Consider the following 20407-nt stretch of genomic DNA (forward strand, 5'->3'; position numbering starts at 1 on the left):
CGTTATAATACGCACTTTCTAGAAATACTTTTCTATCTTCTAATACTTTTAAAAGCTTATTCATTTGGGTAGGATGTAATTCCCCAATCTCATCAATAAACAGAACTCCGCCATGTGCATTTGTAACTGCGCCTTGCTTTGGTTGAGGGATACCAGCTTGTCCCATTGCCCCAGCTCCTTGATATATCGGATCATGTACAGATCCGATTAACGGGTCCGCAATACCTCTCTCATCAAATCTAGCTGTCGTCGCATCTAATTCCACAAACACTGAGTTTGGCTTAAAAGGTGACTTTTGATTCTTCTTTGCTTCCTCTAATACAAGTCTTGCTGCCGCTGTTTTACCAACCCCTGGAGGTCCATAAATAATTACATGCTGTGGATTTGGACCACAAAGCGCTGCTCTTAATGATTTAATCCCATCCTCTTGCCCCACAATATCTGCAAAGCTTGTTGGACGAACTTTTTCAGAAAGTGGTTCTGTTAATGAAATGGCACGCATTTTTCTTAGTTGATCCATTTCTTTTTTAGATTCACGATCAATCGAAACCTTTTGCGTTCTCTGGCTCTTTAATAAGTTCCAGAAATAAAGTCCGATAATAATCCCAAAGAATAATTGTACAAATAAAGCAATCTCCGCCCAACTCATAAATAGTACCTCCTGTAATCATGTTGTTTTTAGAACCTCAAATATGTGTTAAACCCCCATCAAAAAAAGCTAGGGTCAAAACGTTTTGCATACTTTTTAGGTTCCTGCCATTAGTTCACATGTATACTCCTTTTATCTCTTACATAAGAGATAAGAAAAGATATCTTCTAGGCATCTTCACCAAATATATGGTTAATATCCTAATAACTAATACATAGAGTGTTGATTTGCTCGTTTGCAAATAAGCAAGTAGACACCAATTAAAGACCGCATCATTATAGTTCTCCGTCTTTAAAAAATAGTATCTCCTTCCTTTTGTTGGAATAAACAAGTTTTCATGGAAAAAATAAGAGGAGGGCATAGAAATAGATAGGGATTATGAAGGGATTTCATTTTCACTGTTGTTTAGGATTTTCATAAATGACAAAAAAAGAGAATCATTGGCGAATAACACCAAATGATTCTCTCTTATAACTGTTGTTATGCAGAAGTCTTTGTTTCTTTCTCAACAACTGTTCCATCTTCTAGAACAAGTTTCGGTGACGCGTTATCTGCCACTGTTTCTTTTGTAATAATACATTTTACAATATCATCTCTTGAAGGTAAGTCAAACATAACATCTAACATAATCCCTTCAATAATAGAACGTAATCCACGAGCACCTGTTTTTCTTTCAATTGCTTTTTTCGCAATTTCATTCAGTGCATCTGGCTCGAATTCTAATTCGACATTATCTAATTCCATCATTTTCTTATATTGTTTTACTAATGCATTTTTAGGCTTTGTTAAAATCTCCATCAATGCATCTTCGTCTAACTGACCAAGACTAGCAATAACAGGAAGACGACCAATAAATTCTGGAATTAATCCGAAGCGCAATAAATCTTCTGGTAATACTTTAGATAATAAATCTTTATCCTCGATTTCGGCTTGTTTTCCATCTGAACCAAATCCAATTACTTTTTGGCCTAAACGTCTTTTAATAATCGGTTCAATACCATCAAATGCACCACCACAAATAAATAAAATATTCGTTGTGTCGATTTGAATGAATTCTTGATGAGGATGCTTTCTACCACCTTGAGGCGGAACACTTGCCACAGTACCCTCTAGAATTTTTAATAGTGCTTGTTGAACCCCTTCACCAGAAACATCTCTAGTAATAGAAGGATTTTCTGATTTACGGGCTACTTTATCAATTTCGTCTATATAAATAATACCTTTTTCTGCTTTCTCTACATCATAATCTGCAGATTGGATTAATTTTAAGAGGATATTTTCTACATCTTCCCCTACATATCCAGCTTCTGTTAGACTAGTTGCATCCGCTATAGCAAACGGTACGTTCAATATTCTTGCCAATGTTTGTGCAAGAAGTGTTTTCCCACTACCAGTTGGTCCTATTAACGCAATATTACTTTTTGATAATTCCACATCATCAATTTTACTGTTTGAATTAATGCGCTTGTAATGATTATAGACTGCAACAGAAAGAGCTTTTTTGGCCTGATCCTGACCAATTACATATTCATTAAGGATATCGCGAATTTCTGTTGGCTTCGGTACATCTTTAAATTCTACTTCTTCTTCTGTACCTAATTCTTCTTCTACGATTTCTGTACATAGTTCTATACATTCATCACAAATGTATACACCTGGACCAGCAACTAATTTACGAACTTGATCCTGTGTCTTTCCGCAGAATGAACACTTTAACTGTCCTTTTTCGTCATTAAACTTAAACATACCTTCACCCCTTAAAACTTCTTTTTGTATATGTTTACCGTTACGGATTATGATTTGTTTAGAAACAAATTTTACTTTTTTCAACAGTTATGTATTGAATTGTATCACATGATGGTAATGTACAGGAAATAATACAACTCGGGTAGTCAGTCCTCTATCATCCAATAACGGTAAAACGTATGTACTTTCTTAAGCATAACCAGATTTTGCTTCTTTAAATCTGGAAATATTATCTCTTTATTTGACTGTATATTCCTGTACGGTTAGAGTAACTTATATTATAGTTACCCATATTATATGATATTTAACACTAATATAAAACTAAGGCACGAAATAGTCGCGCCTTAGTTTTTTTACTTACTTCTATTATGCAACAGTTTTGCTGTTTTCTACAAGGAAATCGATTGCTTTTCTCATTTTTATGTCCATTTGTAAGTTTTCTACGCCACCAAGTGCTTGTTTAATAGCATCTACTGGCATATTGTACATTTGAGACATATTTTCAAGTTCAGCATTTACTTCTTCTTCTGTTACTTCGATGTTTTCTGCAGCAACGATTGCTTCAAGAGTCAAGTTAGAACGAACACGTTTTGCAGCATCTTCTTTCATTTGATCTTTTAATGCAGCCTCATCTTGTCCTGAGAATTGGAAGTATAACTCAAGGTTCATACCTTGCATTTGTAAGCGTTGCTCGAATTCGTTCATCATGCGATCAATTTCTGTATCGATCATTGCAGACGGGATATCAATTGTTGCATTTTCAGAAGCTTTTTCTACAACTGTATCACGAACCGTATGTTCTGCTTGATGTTTTTTATCGTTTTCTAAACGAGTTTTAATTTTTTCTTTTAAATCAGCTAATGTTTCAGCTTCTTCGTCTACATCTTTCGCAAACTCATCATCTAATTCAGGAAGTTCTTTTCCTTTGATTTCATGAACTGTTACTTTAAATGTAGCAGGCTTTCCAGCTAAATCTTCAGCATGGTATTCTTCAGGGAATGTAACTTCTACTTCTGTTGATGCACCAGTAGCAACCCCTACTAATTTCTCTTCAAATCCAGGAATAAATTGACCAGAACCAAGTTCTAATGAGAAGTTTTCAGCAGTTCCGCCTTCAAAAGCAACTCCATCTTGGAATCCTTCGAAGTCGATTACAACTGTATCGCCTAATTCAGCAGTACCTTCTTCTTTTACTACTAACTCAGCTTGTTTTTCTTGCAATGCTTTAATTTCAGCTTCTACTTCTTCATCTGTTACAGTTGTTTCAACAGCAGGTACTTCTAAACCTTTGTAATCACCTAATGTTACTTCAGGCTTCACTGTTACAGTTGCTTTGAAAATTAATGCTTTTCCTTTTTCGATTTGTTCTACATCGATTTCAGGACGATCAACTGGCTCAATTCCAGTTTCTTCAATTGCATTTGCATAAGCTTCTGGTAAAAGAATATCAATTGCATCTTGGTATAAAGATTCAACACCGAAACGTTGTTCAAACATTCCACGCGGAATTCTACCTTTACGGAATCCTGGAATATTTACTTGCTTTACTACTTTTTTAAATGCTAGATCTAAACCTTCGTTTAATTTTTCTGCATCTAATTCAATTGTAAGAACGCCGCGGTTCCCTTCTAAAACTTCCCATTTAGCTGTCATACTATAATTTCCCTCCAACAATCTATTCTACTTTTTCATTACTTCTACTTAATGTATAGATAAACCTCTTTACTATTGTTCGATAGCTTTTTTAAGTGAAACAAAAAACTACCAAATAATTGCAGAAATTTATCTAGTAAGAAATATACATCTTCGCATTTTCTAAATGCAACCATTACATTATATCATAGGTTCTAGTTGTTTCAACATCCTAGCCTAAATATTAGGATAAGAAATTTGTTCTAGTTGATAAATGAACGCTTTTGCTTGTTCAAAATCATGCTCATTTACTTCATATAATGCAAGAATTTCTTGTGTATCTTCTTGTCCGAAATACCCATTTACTACAGCATGATAGGCTGCTGCCCATGATTTCTCACTATAATCTTCAAGTTTCAATGGATAAATCAAAAAAAATTGTCGATCCATTAGCATTTTAATATTTTCAAATAAAACCGGGTCATTGCTCTCTACATAATCAATAAGTAGAGTAATTATTTTTTTGTATTGTTCCTGCTCTTTAATATCCTTTAGAGCAGTTGGGTTTACGGCAATGGTGCGATTAAATTTATGAATTTCTACTTCTTGCTCATATTCTTGCTCTCGTAAAATATTAATTAACATCGTTTTTAAAAATGGATTTTTTTCCTCTTCTCGAAGAAACTGTTTTACTTCTTCTATAAAAGCACGGATATTTCGACTAGACATGTTTGCGATGAGGAGCATTTGTTCCTGTGGATCATCTATCTCCATTAAATTCCCTTCAATATCCTCGGGTTCTTCTCTTAAATCATCCTTTTCCTTAAGCGGGGAAGAGTCTGACATTCGCCTACTAAATGTGAGCATTTTAGAAAAGTGCTCGATTTTATTTGCTGGAATTTGATGATCTTCTAGCAATACTTCAATCGTTGTGACAATTTCTTCATATTCATGTAGCTGCACGAGAATCATGATATATAAATCTAACACATAAATATAGTCCCCTTGGCCCTCCTTGAGCATTTCTTTCGCTAAATATTTTGCCTGATCCAATAAACCTAGTTCGAAATAAGAAAGTATTAACCCAATGTTAATGTCACTATGAAAAGGATTTCTATCTTTTGCTTCTTCTAAATAAGAAATAGCCTCCTTAAATCGCTTTTCTTGGATTGCATCTAATCCTTTTTGTAGTAAACGTTTATCTAAATCGGGAAAAAAAATAATATTATCCTTTTTTTCCTGCTCCCGTTTCTTCATCTTTTTACCGCCTATACATTCTTTTTGTTGCTAGTGTAGCTTTTTTTCTATTTGGATGCAACCTGGATTTTTTATTATTGGTTCTTGATACTGCAGTATGATTTAAAATTTGGTTCTGTGTTGAAAGTAATATTTATAATTAAAATAGTCGTAAAAGACAAAAAATCCATTTAGAATTCTAGATTAACTTGGTAAAAGATTGTTTGATTTGGGACGGAAGTCAATCCTCCCATTAAAAGTCAATAAAAAAGACCATAAACAAAAACCTCGAATTTCAAGGAGTTTATCTATAGTCTAATGCTTTTAGAAAGCTAACAGCTATTATTTTGTAACTACCTTTTCATAGTCTGCTATTTTATCACTGTATTGAAGGGTAATCTCGATTTCATCCCAGCCATTAGTCAGCATCTTTTTCCAATAAGGATGAATCGTAAAGGTTGCAACAAACCCTTGATCATCTTCTACCTTCTCTTCTTCTAAATTAATATGAAGAAAATACGGCTGGTTTTGTGCTGCCTTTAAAAGATACTCCACTTCGTCTGTCTGTAATTGAATAGGAAGCATTCCATTTTTCAAACAGTTTTGATAAAAAATATCTGCAAAGGATGGAGCAATTACAACAGAAAATCCAAAATCCTGAAGAGCCCAGGGCGCATGCTCTCTCGATGACCCACACCCAAAGTTTTTATTAGCTATTAATATAGATGCTCCTTGATTTTCAGGAAAGTTCAGTTCAAATTCAGGATTCGGTTCGCCATTTTTCAAAAAGCGCCAGTCAAAAAAAGCAAATCTGCCAAATCCTGTCTTTTCAATTCTCTTTAAAAATTGCTTAGGAATAATTTGATCTGTATCTACATTTACTCGATCCATTGCTACTGCTTTTTCATAAAGCTTCTTAAACCCACTCACAACCGTTCCCCCTTTACGTTGTCGCTTGTAATTCTGCATTCATTTTTCGTATATCAACAAATCGTCCATTTAGCGCTGCTGCTGCTGCCATCGCAGGGCTAACAAGGTGAGTTCTGGCACCTGCTCCTTGCCGTCCTTCAAAATTACGATTTGAAGTTGAAGCACAATGCTCCCCACTCGGAACCACATCATTATTCATACTCAAACACATACTGCAGCCAGCGTCTCTCCATTCAAAGCCGGCGTCTACAAATAGTTTATCTAATCCTTCTGCCTCTGCCTGTTTTTTGACTTTTTGAGAACCTGGAACAACTAGTGCTCTAACTCCTGGATAAACCTTCTGTCCTTCAATTACATTCGCTGCTTGTCTTAAATCTTCTATTCTAGAATTTGTGCAAGACCCTATAAACACATGCTGTATCGCGATATCTGTAATCGCCATTCCTTCTTTTAGCCCCATATACTGAAGAGCACTATGTAGAGCACGACGATCTGTTTCTTCTTGATAAATTTCTGCTGTCGGAATCTTTTCATCTACCTTAGCCGTCATAGATGGATTCGTCCCCCAGCTCACCATTGGTGCAATATCATTTCCATCAATAGTAATGACTTTATCGTAATTTGCATCTTCATCTGAAACTAAATTATGCCATTCTTGCACTGCTACATCCCAGTTTTCCGGTGCATATTTTCTTCCTTTTAAGTAGGAGAACGTTGTTTCATCTGGACAAATTAACCCTGCTCTCGCTCCACCTTCAATTGACATATTACAAATGGTTAATCTTTCTTCCATCGAAAGATTGCGAATAACATCCCCTGTATATTCAATAACATGGCCAGTTCCAAAGTTAACTCCGTATTTAGAAAGGATATATAAAATAACATCTTTTGCATTTACACCATACGCTAGCTTTCCATTGACCTCAATCTTTAATGTTTTTGGTCTTGTTTGCCATAAAGTCTGTGTAGCAAGTACATGCTCCACCTCACTAGTACCTATTCCAAATGCAAGAGCTCCAAAAGCTCCATGTGTGGATGTATGACTATCCCCACAAACGATTGTTTTTCCAGGCTGTGTTAATCCTAGTTCTGGCCCGATTACATGGACAATCCCTTGTTCTGGACTTTCTAGCCCTGCTAATGGAATATTAAATTCCACGCAATTTTTTTCCAAGGTTGTCATCTGTTTCAACGCAATTTCATCATCAATTTTAAAGCGATTAATTGTGGGTACATTATGATCCATTGTGGCAAATGTGCGATCTGGTCTTCTCACTTTTCGATTTTTCATTCTTAATCCGGAAAATGCTTGCGGAGAGGTAACTTCATGAACTAGATGCAAGTCAATATATAATAAATCTGGTTTCCCCTCTTCTCTGTGTACTACATGCTTTTCCCAAATTTTATCGATAATGGATTTCCCCATTACTTTGCCCTCCAATCCATATTTTTTAGCTTTGTCTTTGTAGATTATGGGCTTGTCAAAATATTCTTTTGACAAGCCCATAATTGTTAATTTCTCTCTATTGTTAGTCCCTTTATCCCATCACTGCCGCTCTGACATGCTATTGTTCTTATTTTAAAACATGTGTCGCTGATACTAATTGGCGGATTTCTTTGTCAACAGCATCCACCATTTCAGTTGTCGAAACGATTTTACTATTTGGTGAAAGAATGTCTCTTGTTCTTAATCCTTTATTCAGTACATTATTTACTGCATCTTCTATAATCGTTGCTTCTTTTTCTAATTGGAAAGACAGTCGGAGCATCATGCTTACCGATAATATCGTTGCTAATGGATTGGCAATATTTTCTCCAGAAATATCTGGTGCTGATCCATGAATAGGTTCATATAAATATGGCCCATCTGCTGATAAACTGCTTGAAGCAAGCATTCCTAACGATCCTGTTAAGACAGATGCTTCATCACTTAATATATCGCCAAACATATTTTCTGTAACGATGACATCAAATTGCTTTGGATTTCTAACAAGCTGCATCGCAGCATTATCAACAAGCATATGCTCAAGAGTAACATCTGGATATTTTTCTGCTACTTGAATCGCAATCTCTCTCCATAACCTACTAGTCTCTAACACATTTGCTTTATCAACAGAAGTAACCTTTTTCGATCTCGTTCTTGCGATTTCAAATGCTTTTTCGACTACACGCTCTATTTCTTCATTCTTATATAGCAGCGTATCAACAGCACCTGGTTTTCCATCTATTGTCGTGCGTTCACTTGGATTTCCAAAATATATACCTCCAGTTAATTCACGGACAACTATTAAATCTACCCCTTCAATAATATCTTCTTTCAGTGGAGAAGAGGCTGCTAAGCTTTTATAACAGGTAGTTGGCCTAAGGTTTGCAAACAGGTTTAATGCTTTTCTTATTTTTAATAATCCTTGCTCTGGACGCTTTTCAACGGGAAGGGAATCCCATTTCGGCCCCCCAACTGCACCTAATAAAATGGCATCACTATTTTTACAAATCGCAATCGTCTCATCTGGTAATGGGGTACCTGCTTTATCTGTCGCACATCCTCCGATGTCAGCAAACGTTAATTCGAACCGATGGTTATATAAATTCTCTATTGTTTGCAATATTTTGATTGCCCCTGTTACTATTTCAGGTCCAATTCCATCACCTGGCAATACGGCGATTCTTTTGTTCATTTCCACTCGCTCCCCTATATCAAGGCTTTTGCTTTAAAACAGCCTACACTTTTTCAAGAAATTGCTCTTTTGCTAGAATCACCCGATTAATAGCATTTATATAAGCTTTTGCAGATGCTATTAATACATCTTGATCCAAGCCTCTTCCCGTACTTTCTTTTTGGTCAAATCGCACTCTGACAAACACTTGAGCGAGTGCGTCTCTTCCAGCACCTAATGATTGAATTCGATAATCATCTAACGTCACTTGGCCAGAAATAGACATTTCAAGTGTATTATATAGCGCTTCCACACTTCCTGATCCAGTGCCATTTTGAATGATTAATTCATTTTTCGGTCCAGAAAGCTTCACGGTCGCCTCTGCTTCATTGTCATTTTTATGCTGAACCTTTACATCTACTAATTCATAATATTTTTCTTCTTTAGCCAGCTTCTTTTCAAGAACAATAGCAATAATGTCTTCATCGGAAATTTCTTTTTTATGATCTGCTAAATCTTTAAATGCTATAAAGAGCTCTTTAACATCCTCTTCTTTCACATTAAGACCAAGCTCTTTAAGCTTCGTTTTAAAGGCATGACTGCCTGAATGCTTTCCTAAAACCATGTTATTATTGTTTACGTAGCCAACAAGTTCTGGCGAAATAATTTCATAGGTTGTTTTTTCCTTTAGTACACCGTCCTGATGAATACCCGATTCATGTGCAAATGCATTGCGGCCAACAATCGCTTTATTGCCAGGAACCACCATGCCAGTTAATTCACTAACAAGGCTGCTCGTTCTACTGATTTCTTTTAAATTAATTCTTGTTCTTTCATTGTAATGATCATTTCGAATATGAAGTGCTACCGCTATTTCTTCCATCGAAGCATTTCCTGCTCTTTCTCCTATCCCATTAATGGTACACTCCACTTGTGTGGCACCATTTTCAATTGCAGCTAGTGAGTTTGCTGTCGCCATTCCTAAATCATCATGACAATGGGTGGATAAGGAAACCTTATCGATTGACGGCACATTATTTTTTAAATATTGAAAAACTTCTCCATACTCATTAGGTGTTATGTAACCTACTGTATCAGGTATATTGATAATTCGTGCTCCAGCCTGAATAACTTCTTCCATTATTTCTGCTAGAAACGGAAGCTCTGTTCGACAAGCATCCTCTGCACTCCATTGTATAATGGGAAATCTTTTAGCAGCATATTTAACTGCTGCGACTGCTCTTTCAACCACTTGTTCTTTTGTTAATTTTAATTTATATTCTCGATGAATAGGACTTGTTGCTAGAAAAACATGGATTCTAGGCTCTGCCCCATCCTTTAAAGCTTCCCATGCTGTATCTATATCAGAAGTTACTGCTCTCGCAAGACCAGTTACAGAGCTATTTTTTATCTTTTTCGCTATTTGCTGTACAGATAAAAAATCGCCTTTAGAGGCAGCAGGAAAGCCTGCCTCTATAATATCTACATTTAACTTCTCCAATTGTTCAGCAATGACCATCTTCTCAGCCAAATTTAAATTTACACCAGGAGATTGCTCCCCATCTCTTAAGGTTGTATCAAATATCTTAATGTTTGCCACTACCCACCACTTCTTTCTTTCTTGAGCTTTTAACAAACGGCATCATTGCACGCAATTCTTTTCCAACCTTTTCAATTAGATGTTCACTTTCTCTATCATTAATTGCGTTAAATACTGGTCTATTCGCTTGATTTTCTAAAATCCAACCTTTAGCAAACTTTCCTTCTTGGATATCTGTAAGTACTGCCTTCATTTCTTTCTTCACATCATCAGTCACAATTCTAGGACCTGTTACAAAGTCACCCCATTGTGCTGTATCTGAAATAGAATATCTCATTCCAGCCATTCCATCTTCATACATTAGGTCAACAATCAATTTCAACTCATGTAAACACTCAAAGTAAGCTAATTCTGGCTGATAGCCTGCCTCTACCAACGTTTCAAAGCCTGCTTTTACTAGAGCTGTTAAACCTCCACATAAAACCGCTTGTTCGCCGAATAGATCTGTTTCTGTTTCTTCTTTAAATGTCGTTTCTAAAGCTCCTGCACGTAATGCTCCAATCGCTTTTGCATATGCAAGTGCAAGCTCTCTTGCTTCACCAGTAACATCTTGGTAGATAGCAAATAATGCTGGAACACCTGCTTCTTGTTCAAATGTTCTTCTCACAAGATGACCAGGACCTTTTGGTGCAACTAATAGAACATCACTCTCACTTGGAGGAACAATTTGATTAAAATGAATGTTAAATCCATGAGCAAACATTAATGCTTGGTTTGTTAAATTTGGTTTAATTTCTTCATTATATACTTTTGTTTGTAACTCATCTGGAAGTAAGATCATTACAATATCCGCTTTTGCTGTTGCTTCGCCAACTGGATATACATCAAACCCATCTTCCACTGCTTTATTCCATGAATTCCCTTTTCTTAATCCAATAATGACTTGGACACCACTATCTTTCATATTTAAAGCATGTGCGTGCCCTTGAGATCCATAACCAATTACTGCAACTGTTTTTCCTTCAAAATATCCTAAATTTGCGTCTCCATTATAATACATTTTAGCCATTATTCTTCTCCCTTTCGTTTGTCAAATTAGATTTTATTTTAATAGTAAAATTAAACGATTGAATAGTTACTTTTATGACTTGCTGCTTTTTGAGATCCACGAGGGAATGCAGTTGTACCTGTTCTAGCCAGTTCTTTAATCCCATACGGTCTAAGCAATTCAATAAAAGCTTCAATTTTCTCTGATTCCCCTGTAATTTGGATGACGATGCTTTCTTTACTTACATCGATTACAGAAGCTCTAAATGGTTCAATAACTGAGTAAAGTTCGTGTCTAGTCTGCGGTGTAGCAAGTACTTTAATTAAGGCAAGCTCTCTTGCAACAATTGCCTGATCTGTGATGTCCACCACTTTTAAAATATCAATTTGCTTATTCAGCTGTTTGGTGATTTGTTCAATGATGCCATCACTCTCTACATGAACAACACATGTAATTCGTGAAACCCCTTCATGCTCTGTATGCCCTACTGATATGCTTTCAATATTGTAGTTTCTTTTCGAAAAAAGATTAGTGATGCGGTTTAATACCCCTGATTTGTTCAAGACTGTTAAGCTAATTATTTTCTTCATGGCTTCATCCCTACCATTTCGTGTAATCCTTTACCTGGTGCTATCATCGGATATACATTCTCATTTGGATCAATTCGGAAATCCAATAATACAGGTTCTCTTACCGCTAATACTTCGTCCAGAATGTTAGCAGCTTCTTCAGTAGAAGATATTTGGTAGCCTTTTATTCCATATGCTTCTGCTAATGCAACAAAGGAAGGCTGGAAAGATTCCTTGCTATGCGAAAAACGAGACTCATAGAAAAATTCTTGCCACTGTCTTACCATTCCTAGCGCTTGATTATTAAAAATAATAATTTTAATCGGTAAATTTAATTCTCTAATTAATGCAAGCTCCTGGCTACACATCTGGAAGCCGCCATCGCCACTAATGGCAAGAACTGTTGCTTTTGGATCCGCTAATTGAGCACCAATACTTGATGGTAACCCAAAACCCATCGTTCCTAATCCTCCAGAAGTTACCCAGCGATTAGACTCTTTAAATCGGTAGTATTGTGCCGCCCACATTTGGTGCTGCCCAACATCAGTCGTTACAATTGCTTCGCCCTTTGTTTTTTCATAAAGCATTTCCATTACTTGCTGTGGTTTAAGAAGATTAGAATCTGTATAATAGTACGGATATTCATTTTTCCAATTTTCAATCTTTTTTAACCAATCATTATGCTCTGATTGTAAGCCCCTCTGCTTTATTAACATACTTAGTGCTTCTTTAGCATCTGCAACAATCGGAATTTTTGTAGGAATAATCTTTCCGATTTCTGCTGGGTCGATATCAATATGAGCTTTTATAGCATTCGGTGCAAAATGGGCTAGGTTTCCTGTTAAGCGATCATCAAATCTCGCCCCGACATTAATTAATAAATCTGATTCATACAATGCCATATTTGCTGCATAACAACCGTGCATCCCTCCCATACCGACAAATAACTTATTATCAGCTGGAAAGCCACCTAATCCAAGAAGTGTATGTACGACTGGAATTTGCTGTTGTTCTGCATATTCGAGTAATTCTGCACTTGCTTTAGCAAAATTGACCCCTGCACCTGCTAGTATTATTGGTTTTTTTGCAGCACTTACTGCTTCTGTTAGTTTTCGAATCTGCAAATAATTCGGTAGAGTAGTCGGTTGGTAACCAGGAAGATCCACTTCCTTCTCATCTGGAACATTTGAAATGGTTGCAGCAATATCTTTTGGAAAATCAATTAATACCGGACCAGGTCTTCCACTTGTTGCAATATAAAACGCTTCTTTAATAAGCCTAGGAATATCCTCAAGGTTTCTAACCTGACAGTTATATTTTGTTATTGGAGTGGTAATTCCTAAAATATCCGCTTCTTGAAAAGCATCTGTTCCAATCACACTAGTTGCTACTTGACCTGTAAATACGACTAATGGAAGAGAATCCATCATAGCATCAGCAAGCCCTGTTACAATATTTGTTGCACCTGGTCCTGAAGTCGCAATGACTACTCCTGGTTTGCCAGAGATTCTTGCATATCCTTCTGCTGCATGAATACCACCTTGTTCGTGTCTTGGCAGGACGTGAAATATTTTCGAATCATAAATCTTATCATAAATTGGTAACACCGCACCACCTGGATATCCGAAAATAAATTCAACATTTTCCTTTTCCAAAGCCTGTAATAAGAGATCAGCACCAGTTAACGGTTTCACTTGGGCCTTCGTATTATCAAAGGCAGTTTCCTGTAACATTTGTATAACCTCCCTAAATTACTTTCCTTTTTACTTATTTAACTGGATTCACCAAGAGGGTTTACCCATGAAAAAAAGCCTTCTCACCTCCAATGGTTACTAATGGTTTTAGTAAACAAAGGGGTGAAAAGGCATTTCCTTTCCACGGTACCACCCTCATTCATACACTAATAATAAGTGTATGCACTTTCTTGAACGGTTCGTTCTCTTTTGGTAACGAGTGGAAACACTCGGTTAGCTCTAATAGGCTTACCTTTCAAGCTAACACTCTGAGGTGAGTTCATTCCCTATTGGTTCACCGGTTCGCACCAACCACCGGCTCTCTTTAGAATCCTAATAAAAAACTACTTATCCTCATCATCGTATTACTATATTTACTATGTTAAACAAAATCGGTTATTCATGATGTCTATTTGTTAAGCTTTATAGCTAGTAACATTTTGTGTTTTTCATTTGTTGAGGTTATCTTACGCTGAATTTAAATAAGAGTCAACAGTATTTTTAAGAATTATTTGATTATTTAAACAAAACACTCTATTATAGGAAACGTTTACATTATTGTTATATAAAGAATGCATGTACTTTTTAATAAGCAAAAAAAAATTTTAAAAATTCTTTTTTTACTTAAAACGACCGATACATATAAAATATAATCTACTTATGAGGTACATTATAATAAAATAATTCTTCATGTGAAACTAATGTGTCATAAAATCTTACATTGTTTTTTATTTTCATACCTTTTTTTCTCCTTATAGACAAAATGCAACCGCCACAAAAAAAGAAAGCGATTGCATTTCAAAGGGAAATTTAATTAAGATACTGCACAAATATCTTGAATCCACGATAATCGAATTTGATACGTGTTTTCTTTTTCATCTTTTAAATCAATCGTTTGATCGATGAGATTGAGCTTCTGAACTTGCCCCTTACATGTTTCTAAAAAACCATTTTTATAATAATTAATAACAATGAGCCTACTTCTTCCTAATTCCTTGAGAATCATGGTGCATATCTCCTTCTACGTATTATTTGAATGTTCATCTATTCACATTATTTTAATTCTTGTCTATTTTTTACTTAAATCTATTATACACAAAAATAGTAAGCGTTTTCAAGTATTATAAGTGACTTTCTGAACATTATTTTTCCTACTTACATTATTCTCTAAATGTTTCCTAATTATACCTTCGCAGGATAAATTATGTGGAAATTATCAGTAGCATTATTAGGGACGTTTCAAGTAAAATTAGCTTTTTCGAAATCTTACATTCCTTGTAAAAAAAGATAACCAGTTAATCGTTTTTGTATGGTATATGATACAGATAATAGAGCCTCCTTTCTTTTCGCTATTTTAATATAAGATGTTGATATTCATACCTAATTAGTAAAGAATATAAACAAAACTCAGCTTAAAAGAGACTCTCTATAAAAAAATTCCACTGTTTATTCCCTTTAAATAGTGGGAATATAAACAATATGCAAGAACCAATTGTTTAAAGGAGGAAAAGGTATATGACAAAAAGTGTTGTAGGTATATATGATTCTCCTGAAGTAACAGTAAATGCTATTGAGGAGTTAATCTCAAAGGGATATTCTCCAAATCATATTTCCGTTATTACAAGAAGTGAACAAACAGCATTAATCGAACAAGAAACAGAAGTAGATACAGCTACTGGTATTGATCAAGTAGAACCAACATCTTTTTTAGATCGCTTAAAGACTTTCTTCTCTGATACTGATTTAGATCCATATGAGAAAGAATTACAAGCAGGAAAATACATTGTTCTCTTAGATAATGACGAAGAACTCGAAGAAGAGCAGATGAATAAATTAGACTTCGATAATAATGAGGTAGATGTCATGCCATCCCAAACGATGAATACAACGGTAGAACGAAAAAAAGTAGAATAAGAAAAAAAGCTTAAACCACAAATGGTTTAAGCTTTTTTTTGACGTCCCAGGAGAGATTCGAACTCCCGACCGTACGCTTAGAAGGCGTATGCTCTATCCGGCTGAGCTACTGGGACATGGTGTATTTAATTATTTCAACAATCAACTCAATTATTATAACATATTCTAATAAAAAAACATAGGAATTATTTAAAAATCTCATAAATGATTAAATAATTTCTAAAAATCTAGATGGTCAGATGTTGAAAATAATCTACTAAATATACTTAAAATATTTAGGTAACTAAAAATACGTCCCAGGAGAGATTCGAACTCCCGACCGACGGCTTAGAAGGCCGTTGCTCTATCCAGCTGAGCTACTGGGACATGGTATGTATTTCCTTTAGTCCTAATGAGGACAATAATTATTATATGATTATAGAAACACAAAGTCAATAGTTTCTTAAAGATTTTTTCCTAATGAGGAATTTATTTCTTCCCCATTAGGAAAAAATCTTTTATAGAGAAAATTCACTTTTTAACTCTGGAAGCAAGCCTTTATAAAAATCAAAAACCTCTGTCACTAATCGATCTCTATCAATCGTTAAAATCACATATGTTTGTTCTGTTCTTCCTCTTGGCAGACGTAAACTACCAGGGTTAATAAAAAGCACACCATCCACTACTTCCATTCCCAAAAAATGAGAATGGCCAAAACAGGCGATATCCGCTTCGACTTCCTTTGCTTTATACAATAGATTATTAATAGTAGACTTCACGCCAAATAGATGACCATGTGTTAAAAAAATCTTCTTTCCCGCGATTTCTTGAATAGTTTCAGTTGGGTATCTGTCCTCATAATCACAGTTACCTTGAACCGTAATGTATCCATCCATGACTTCTTCACTAGCAGCTAGCTCCGAATCACCACAGTGAAGAAATAAATCTACTTCTGATTCATGTCTCTTTTTTAACACTCCTAATTCGGATACCATTCCATGACTGTCACTAACAATCAAAACCTTCATCCTAGTTCCCTTCCTTAAAAACAGCAGGTAACTGTTCTTTGAGTTTTTTCAATGCATTTGCACGATGACTAATTTTATTTTTCGTCTCTGGCGGTAATTCTGCCATCGCCTTCTGCTCTTCCACTACAAAAAAGATTGGATCATAACCAAATCCGTAATCTCCTCTTCTTTCCTCTAAAATGATTCCTTCACAGGTTCCAGTAAACGTTAGAGAGGCTTCATTTGGAATAGCAACTGCTAATGTACAACAAAAACGTGCTGTTCTCTCCTCTGCTGCAACTCCCTCTAATTCACTTAAAACTTTATCCATATTATCCTGATCGTTTTTTTGTTCTCCCGCATACCGAGCAGAGTATACGCCTGGTCTCCCGTTCAATGCATCAACCACAAGACCAGAATCATCCGAGATAACTACACGATTTAGCAGTTTGGAAATCGTTTCTGCTTTAAGAAGAGCGTTTTCTTCAAAGGTACTTCCCGTTTCCTCTACATCCGGCACATCTTGAAAATCTAAAAGTGTTTTTACTTCATAGCCAAGCGGCGCAAACATCTGTACAAATTCTTTCACCTTGCCAGTATTTCTTGTTGCAATAATAATCTCTTTCATATAGATCTCCTTAAATAGCTAAAAATGTCATTTTCTACTTTGTAGCATATTATTTATATTCTATCTTCAAGTTTACTACTCTAAAAATAATACGTCCACATACAGTATATACCCTTTCTCCTTTAAATCAAAAGACAGTTATATGAAGCTTTATTTCAATAGAAAGAGATAAATACAATTTGCAGAACAGCGAGATCTCTCAAGGACTTTGTATGCAACAAACCTATACATAATCAAAGGCTGTTTTCGTAAAGTTTGTTGCTATGACCCGCAGCCTAAAATACACTCCGCTTTCCGTGGGGCTCGCGCTAAAGCCGCGGTCTGCCTTTGGCCTGCAGGGTCTCAGGCTGTCTCGCTAATCCCCGTGGCGTCTACGTGTATTCAGGCTGCTCAGATTTCCTCATTAATTAATTTTTTCTATTGAGAAAGCAACAATCTTTTAGAAAACAGCCTAATCAAAAGAAGCTTGGGAAAATCCCAAACTTCTTTTGATTTATAGATTCCTTAGAAACTACCAGTATTCACCTTTTCTGGACGAGTAACTGGTTTAGTCAAGCTTTCGCCTTCTGCATTTACTAAATCAGCCTCTCCATTAACGGTAACGGCAACACTTTCAATTCCTTCTTGTTCTGTCAATGACAGTACTAAGGAATTCAATACCTCATCAGCAAGTACTTTTTCTTCGCCATCAAGACCACTTGAATAAATATTTTCATTGAAGTTTAACGTAACCTTACCATCTTCTACAACCGGTTCATCTAACAGCTCCACATCATTAGGTAATAAACTTGTTAATGACGTTGCTGCTCCCATTCCAGGACCTTCTATAAGTTCCCCTACAGCTGCTGCCACATTATTTTCTTCTCCATTACTAACACGCTTTGTAACTGGTACATAATAGTATGAATCTAGATCTCCACCAATATAATAAACAGTTAAAGGTCTTGTATTCGTAATATCTGTAACATCATCCGTATTAATGTTAATACCATCTGCTCTTGTTAAAGCACCTTGAATCGGTGTTTTATTTACTGGCATTTCTGTTAGTTCATGACCATTTAGAGATAATTTTACAGCATCAATGGAATCAAACTGTGTCAATGTCCATGTAATAGATTGTAAGATTTTCTCTTCATCCTTGGCCTCATACTCTTTAAACTCATTTGAAAAATCAACCGTTGCCACTTTATCGTCATCTACATTGATACTAATTTTTGTATCTTGGGGAATAACTGCCTGAAAATCATTTGGCAGCATCTCTGTTACTTTTCCACCCTTAACCAAATATTCCAAGCTTTCTTTTGCAATCGAATTTGTTTTTGGTAAATTTAAGGTTTGAGGCACAACATACCCGGACTTATCCATTAAATATAATTCAATAGGCATTGCATCCTCTGTAGCAACCTCACCTGTTGTTTCTTGGTCCGCATTTTCTTTCACTGCATCCTCTTCATAGGATGTAGATTGAGGTGGATCCACACTTTCTTTATCTCCCAGTAAGCTACAACCAGAAAAAAACACAGATGATATTAGAACCGCTGAAACTATGGTCATTTTATTATGCTTAAACATCTTTATCACTCCTAAGACAGTTTGTACTAATATATATACGAGCCTATATTTTTTTTAGACCGTCTTTAGGAGATTTTTTTTAAAAAAAGACTGCCTTTAGGTTTCATCCATGAAAATGTCTAGTTTCGCATTTACTAAACAATAATGTTAGATGAACCTATAAGACAGTCTTGATTAATTATGACAATTTCACTGTTTCAACTGAATGTATTTCTTGATTTAGCCAATTCGAAGCAATTCTAGCAAAAATATCTTTCGACCCAGTTGTATAAAAATAATGTTCTACTTGATTCTCCTCTGAAGCAAGTTCGTCATTATGATTTAGAATGGTACTGACTTCTCGTGCCGTTTCTTCCCCAGAACTAATAACCTTTACCTTTTTCCCCATCTCTTCTCGTATTACTTTTTCCAACAAAGGATAATGGGTACAGCCAAGTATAAGCGTATCTATCTCTTTATTCTTTAATGGCCAAAGTGTTTCCTTGACGATTTTTCTTGCTACTGGTCCATCATATTCGCCGCTCTCCACTAAAGGAACAAATTTTGGGCATGGCAAACTAACTGTTCTTACTCGATTATTAATTTTCTTTAGTGCTTTTTCATACGCCCGACTTCGAACAGTACCAATTGTTCCAATCATGCCTATATAATTATTTTTTGTTACCTTTAATGCTGTTCTTGCACCTGGAACGATTACTCCAATCACTGGAATAGATAGCTGTGCTCGAATTTCCTCTAATGCTACAGCAGTAGCAGTGTTACAGGCAATTACCAGCATTTTAATATTTTTTTTCAACAGGAACCGGGTCATTTCCCAAGTGAATTTTTTTACTTCTTCTCCTGTTCTTGGCCCATAAGGACATCTTGCCGTATCCCCTAAGTATACGATGTTCTCAAAAGGAAGCTGGCGCATAATTTCCTTCGCTACCGTTAATCCACCAACTCCAGAATCTATAACCCCTATTGCTCTTTCCAAAAAAACCGCCTCATTTGTCTCGCATTACTTGATGTAAACGCATGAAATTTTTCTTTAATTCTTCAATATCTTCCGTTGTATAATCATTTAGAACCTCTTGAAGATAGCCTTGACGCTTTTTGATTACTTCGTCAATTAGTCGTTTCCCCTCTTCTAGCAAATGAATACGAACCACACGTCGATCATTCGGATCCTTCACTCTTTGTACTAACTGATTTTTTTCCATCCGATCAACTAAGTCTGTTGTTGTACTAAAGGCAAGGAACATTTTATTCGACAATTCCCCTATCGTCATATCGCCCTCTTCAAATAGCCATTGCAGAGCAACAAATTGAGGAGGAGTCATTGTATAATTACTTAATATCTCTCTCCCCTTTTGTTTAATGATACCAGATATGTATCGCATATCCTTTTCTATCGTAGCTATATTATCTAAGTATTCCTTCACATCTTTTTCTTCAGTCATCATGATTACAACTCCTATATAAAAATATACAAATATAATATAATTATTTTCCGACAAAATTCTACGAATCCCTACTTTAATTATAGTCTACAATTCTTTCCTCGTAAATGTATATGGGGAAAAGT

Annotated in this window: 18 protein-coding genes, 2 tRNA genes and 1 other annotated feature; of the genes, 1 reads left to right on the forward strand and 19 read right to left on the reverse strand. The window is 35.7% G+C overall.

Translation table 11 applies throughout. The annotated features are described in order from the left end of the window. From RTL21_RS12235 to RTL21_RS12290, 12 genes are all read right to left on the reverse strand, one after another. A partial coding sequence (locus tag RTL21_RS12235; RefSeq protein ID WP_312096170.1) for an ATP-binding protein occupies positions 1-649 on the reverse strand: 649 nt, incomplete at its 3' end. Between the two features lie 480 nt (positions 650-1129). Next, positions 1130-2395, reverse strand: a complete 1266-nt coding sequence (gene clpX, locus RTL21_RS12240; RefSeq protein WP_312096171.1) for an ATP-dependent protease ATP-binding subunit ClpX — start codon at positions 2393-2395, stop codon at positions 1130-1132. A 366-nt stretch (positions 2396-2761) separates the two neighbouring features. After that, entirely contained in the window at positions 2762-4048 is a 1287-nt protein-coding gene (gene tig, locus RTL21_RS12245) for a trigger factor (protein WP_312096172.1), read from the reverse strand. A 216-nt stretch (positions 4049-4264) separates the two neighbouring features. After that, complete coding sequence (locus tag RTL21_RS12250) at positions 4265-5284, reverse strand: tetratricopeptide repeat protein (protein ID WP_312096173.1); 1020 nt, start codon at positions 5282-5284, stop codon at positions 4265-4267. A 321-nt stretch (positions 5285-5605) separates the two neighbouring features. Next, positions 5606-6193 (reverse strand): 3-isopropylmalate dehydratase small subunit, encoded by a 588-nt coding sequence (leuD, locus tag RTL21_RS12255; RefSeq protein ID WP_312096174.1) that lies wholly within the window; start codon positions 6191-6193, stop codon positions 5606-5608. A gap of 13 nt (positions 6194-6206) precedes the next feature. After that, positions 6207-7619 (reverse strand): 3-isopropylmalate dehydratase large subunit, encoded by a 1413-nt coding sequence (gene leuC, locus RTL21_RS12260; RefSeq protein WP_312096175.1) that lies wholly within the window; start codon positions 7617-7619, stop codon positions 6207-6209. A 148-nt stretch (positions 7620-7767) separates the two neighbouring features. Beyond that, the gene (gene leuB / locus RTL21_RS12265; protein ID WP_312096176.1) at positions 7768-8871 is read right to left on the reverse strand and encodes a 3-isopropylmalate dehydrogenase; all 1104 of its coding nucleotides are present in this window, start codon (positions 8869-8871) and stop codon (positions 7768-7770) included. A gap of 43 nt (positions 8872-8914) precedes the next feature. Then, positions 8915-10450: a 2-isopropylmalate synthase gene (locus RTL21_RS12270; RefSeq protein ID WP_312096177.1), complete on the reverse strand. Its 1536-nt coding sequence runs from the start codon at positions 10448-10450 to the stop codon at positions 8915-8917. Then, entirely contained in the window at positions 10437-11459 is a 1023-nt protein-coding gene (gene ilvC, locus RTL21_RS12275) for a ketol-acid reductoisomerase (RefSeq protein WP_312096178.1), read from the reverse strand. The genes RTL21_RS12270 and ilvC overlap by 14 nt, the downstream gene beginning before the upstream one ends. A 50-nt stretch (positions 11460-11509) precedes the next feature. Continuing rightward, on the reverse strand, positions 11510-12028 hold the full coding sequence (gene ilvN / locus RTL21_RS12280) for an acetolactate synthase small subunit (RefSeq protein WP_312096179.1): 519 nt from the start codon (positions 12026-12028) through the stop codon (positions 11510-11512). Then, complete coding sequence (ilvB, locus tag RTL21_RS12285) at positions 12025-13740, reverse strand: acetolactate synthase large subunit (protein WP_312096180.1); 1716 nt, start codon at positions 13738-13740, stop codon at positions 12025-12027. Before ilvB ends, ilvN begins: the two co-directional genes overlap by 4 nt. A gap of 116 nt (positions 13741-13856) precedes the next feature. Continuing rightward, positions 13857-14110: a binding site (T-box leader), on the reverse strand. Between the two features lie 444 nt (positions 14111-14554). Further along, the gene (locus tag RTL21_RS12290; RefSeq protein WP_312096181.1) at positions 14555-14746 is read right to left on the reverse strand and encodes a YolD-like family protein; all 192 of its coding nucleotides are present in this window, start codon (positions 14744-14746) and stop codon (positions 14555-14557) included. A 509-nt stretch (positions 14747-15255) separates the two neighbouring features. On the opposite strand from RTL21_RS12290, the gene RTL21_RS12295 reads away from it, so the two are divergent. Beyond that, positions 15256-15654, forward strand: a complete 399-nt coding sequence (locus RTL21_RS12295; protein ID WP_312096182.1) for a general stress protein — start codon at positions 15256-15258, stop codon at positions 15652-15654. 42 nt (positions 15655-15696) lie between these two features. Here RTL21_RS12295 and RTL21_RS12300 read toward each other — a convergent pair. From RTL21_RS12300 to RTL21_RS12330, 7 genes are all read right to left on the reverse strand, one after another. Then, positions 15697-15770: transfer RNA gene (locus RTL21_RS12300), tRNA-Arg, on the reverse strand. A 176-nt stretch (positions 15771-15946) separates the two neighbouring features. Beyond that, a tRNA-Arg gene (locus RTL21_RS12305) sits at positions 15947-16020 on the reverse strand. A 131-nt stretch (positions 16021-16151) separates the two neighbouring features. Continuing rightward, the gene (locus tag RTL21_RS12310) at positions 16152-16661 is read right to left on the reverse strand and encodes a metallophosphoesterase family protein (RefSeq protein WP_312096183.1); all 510 of its coding nucleotides are present in this window, start codon (positions 16659-16661) and stop codon (positions 16152-16154) included. Between the two features lies 1 nt (position 16662). After that, complete coding sequence (locus RTL21_RS12315) at positions 16663-17268, reverse strand: XTP/dITP diphosphatase (RefSeq protein WP_312096184.1); 606 nt, start codon at positions 17266-17268, stop codon at positions 16663-16665. 504 nt (positions 17269-17772) lie between these two features. Then, positions 17773-18840, reverse strand: coding sequence for a GerMN domain-containing protein (locus RTL21_RS12320; protein ID WP_312096185.1), 1068 nt, complete (start codon positions 18838-18840; stop codon positions 17773-17775). 178 nt (positions 18841-19018) lie between these two features. After that, on the reverse strand, positions 19019-19816 hold the full coding sequence (racE, locus tag RTL21_RS12325) for a glutamate racemase (RefSeq protein ID WP_312096186.1): 798 nt from the start codon (positions 19814-19816) through the stop codon (positions 19019-19021). A 10-nt stretch (positions 19817-19826) separates the two neighbouring features. Beyond that, positions 19827-20285, reverse strand: a complete 459-nt coding sequence (locus RTL21_RS12330; protein ID WP_312096187.1) for a MarR family winged helix-turn-helix transcriptional regulator — start codon at positions 20283-20285, stop codon at positions 19827-19829. Positions 20286-20407: the final 122 nt, after the last annotated feature.

Origin of the sequence: Niallia sp., from assembly GCF_031978665.1 — a bacterium.
Classification (GTDB): domain Bacteria; phylum Bacillota; class Bacilli; order Bacillales; family Cytobacillaceae; genus Niallia.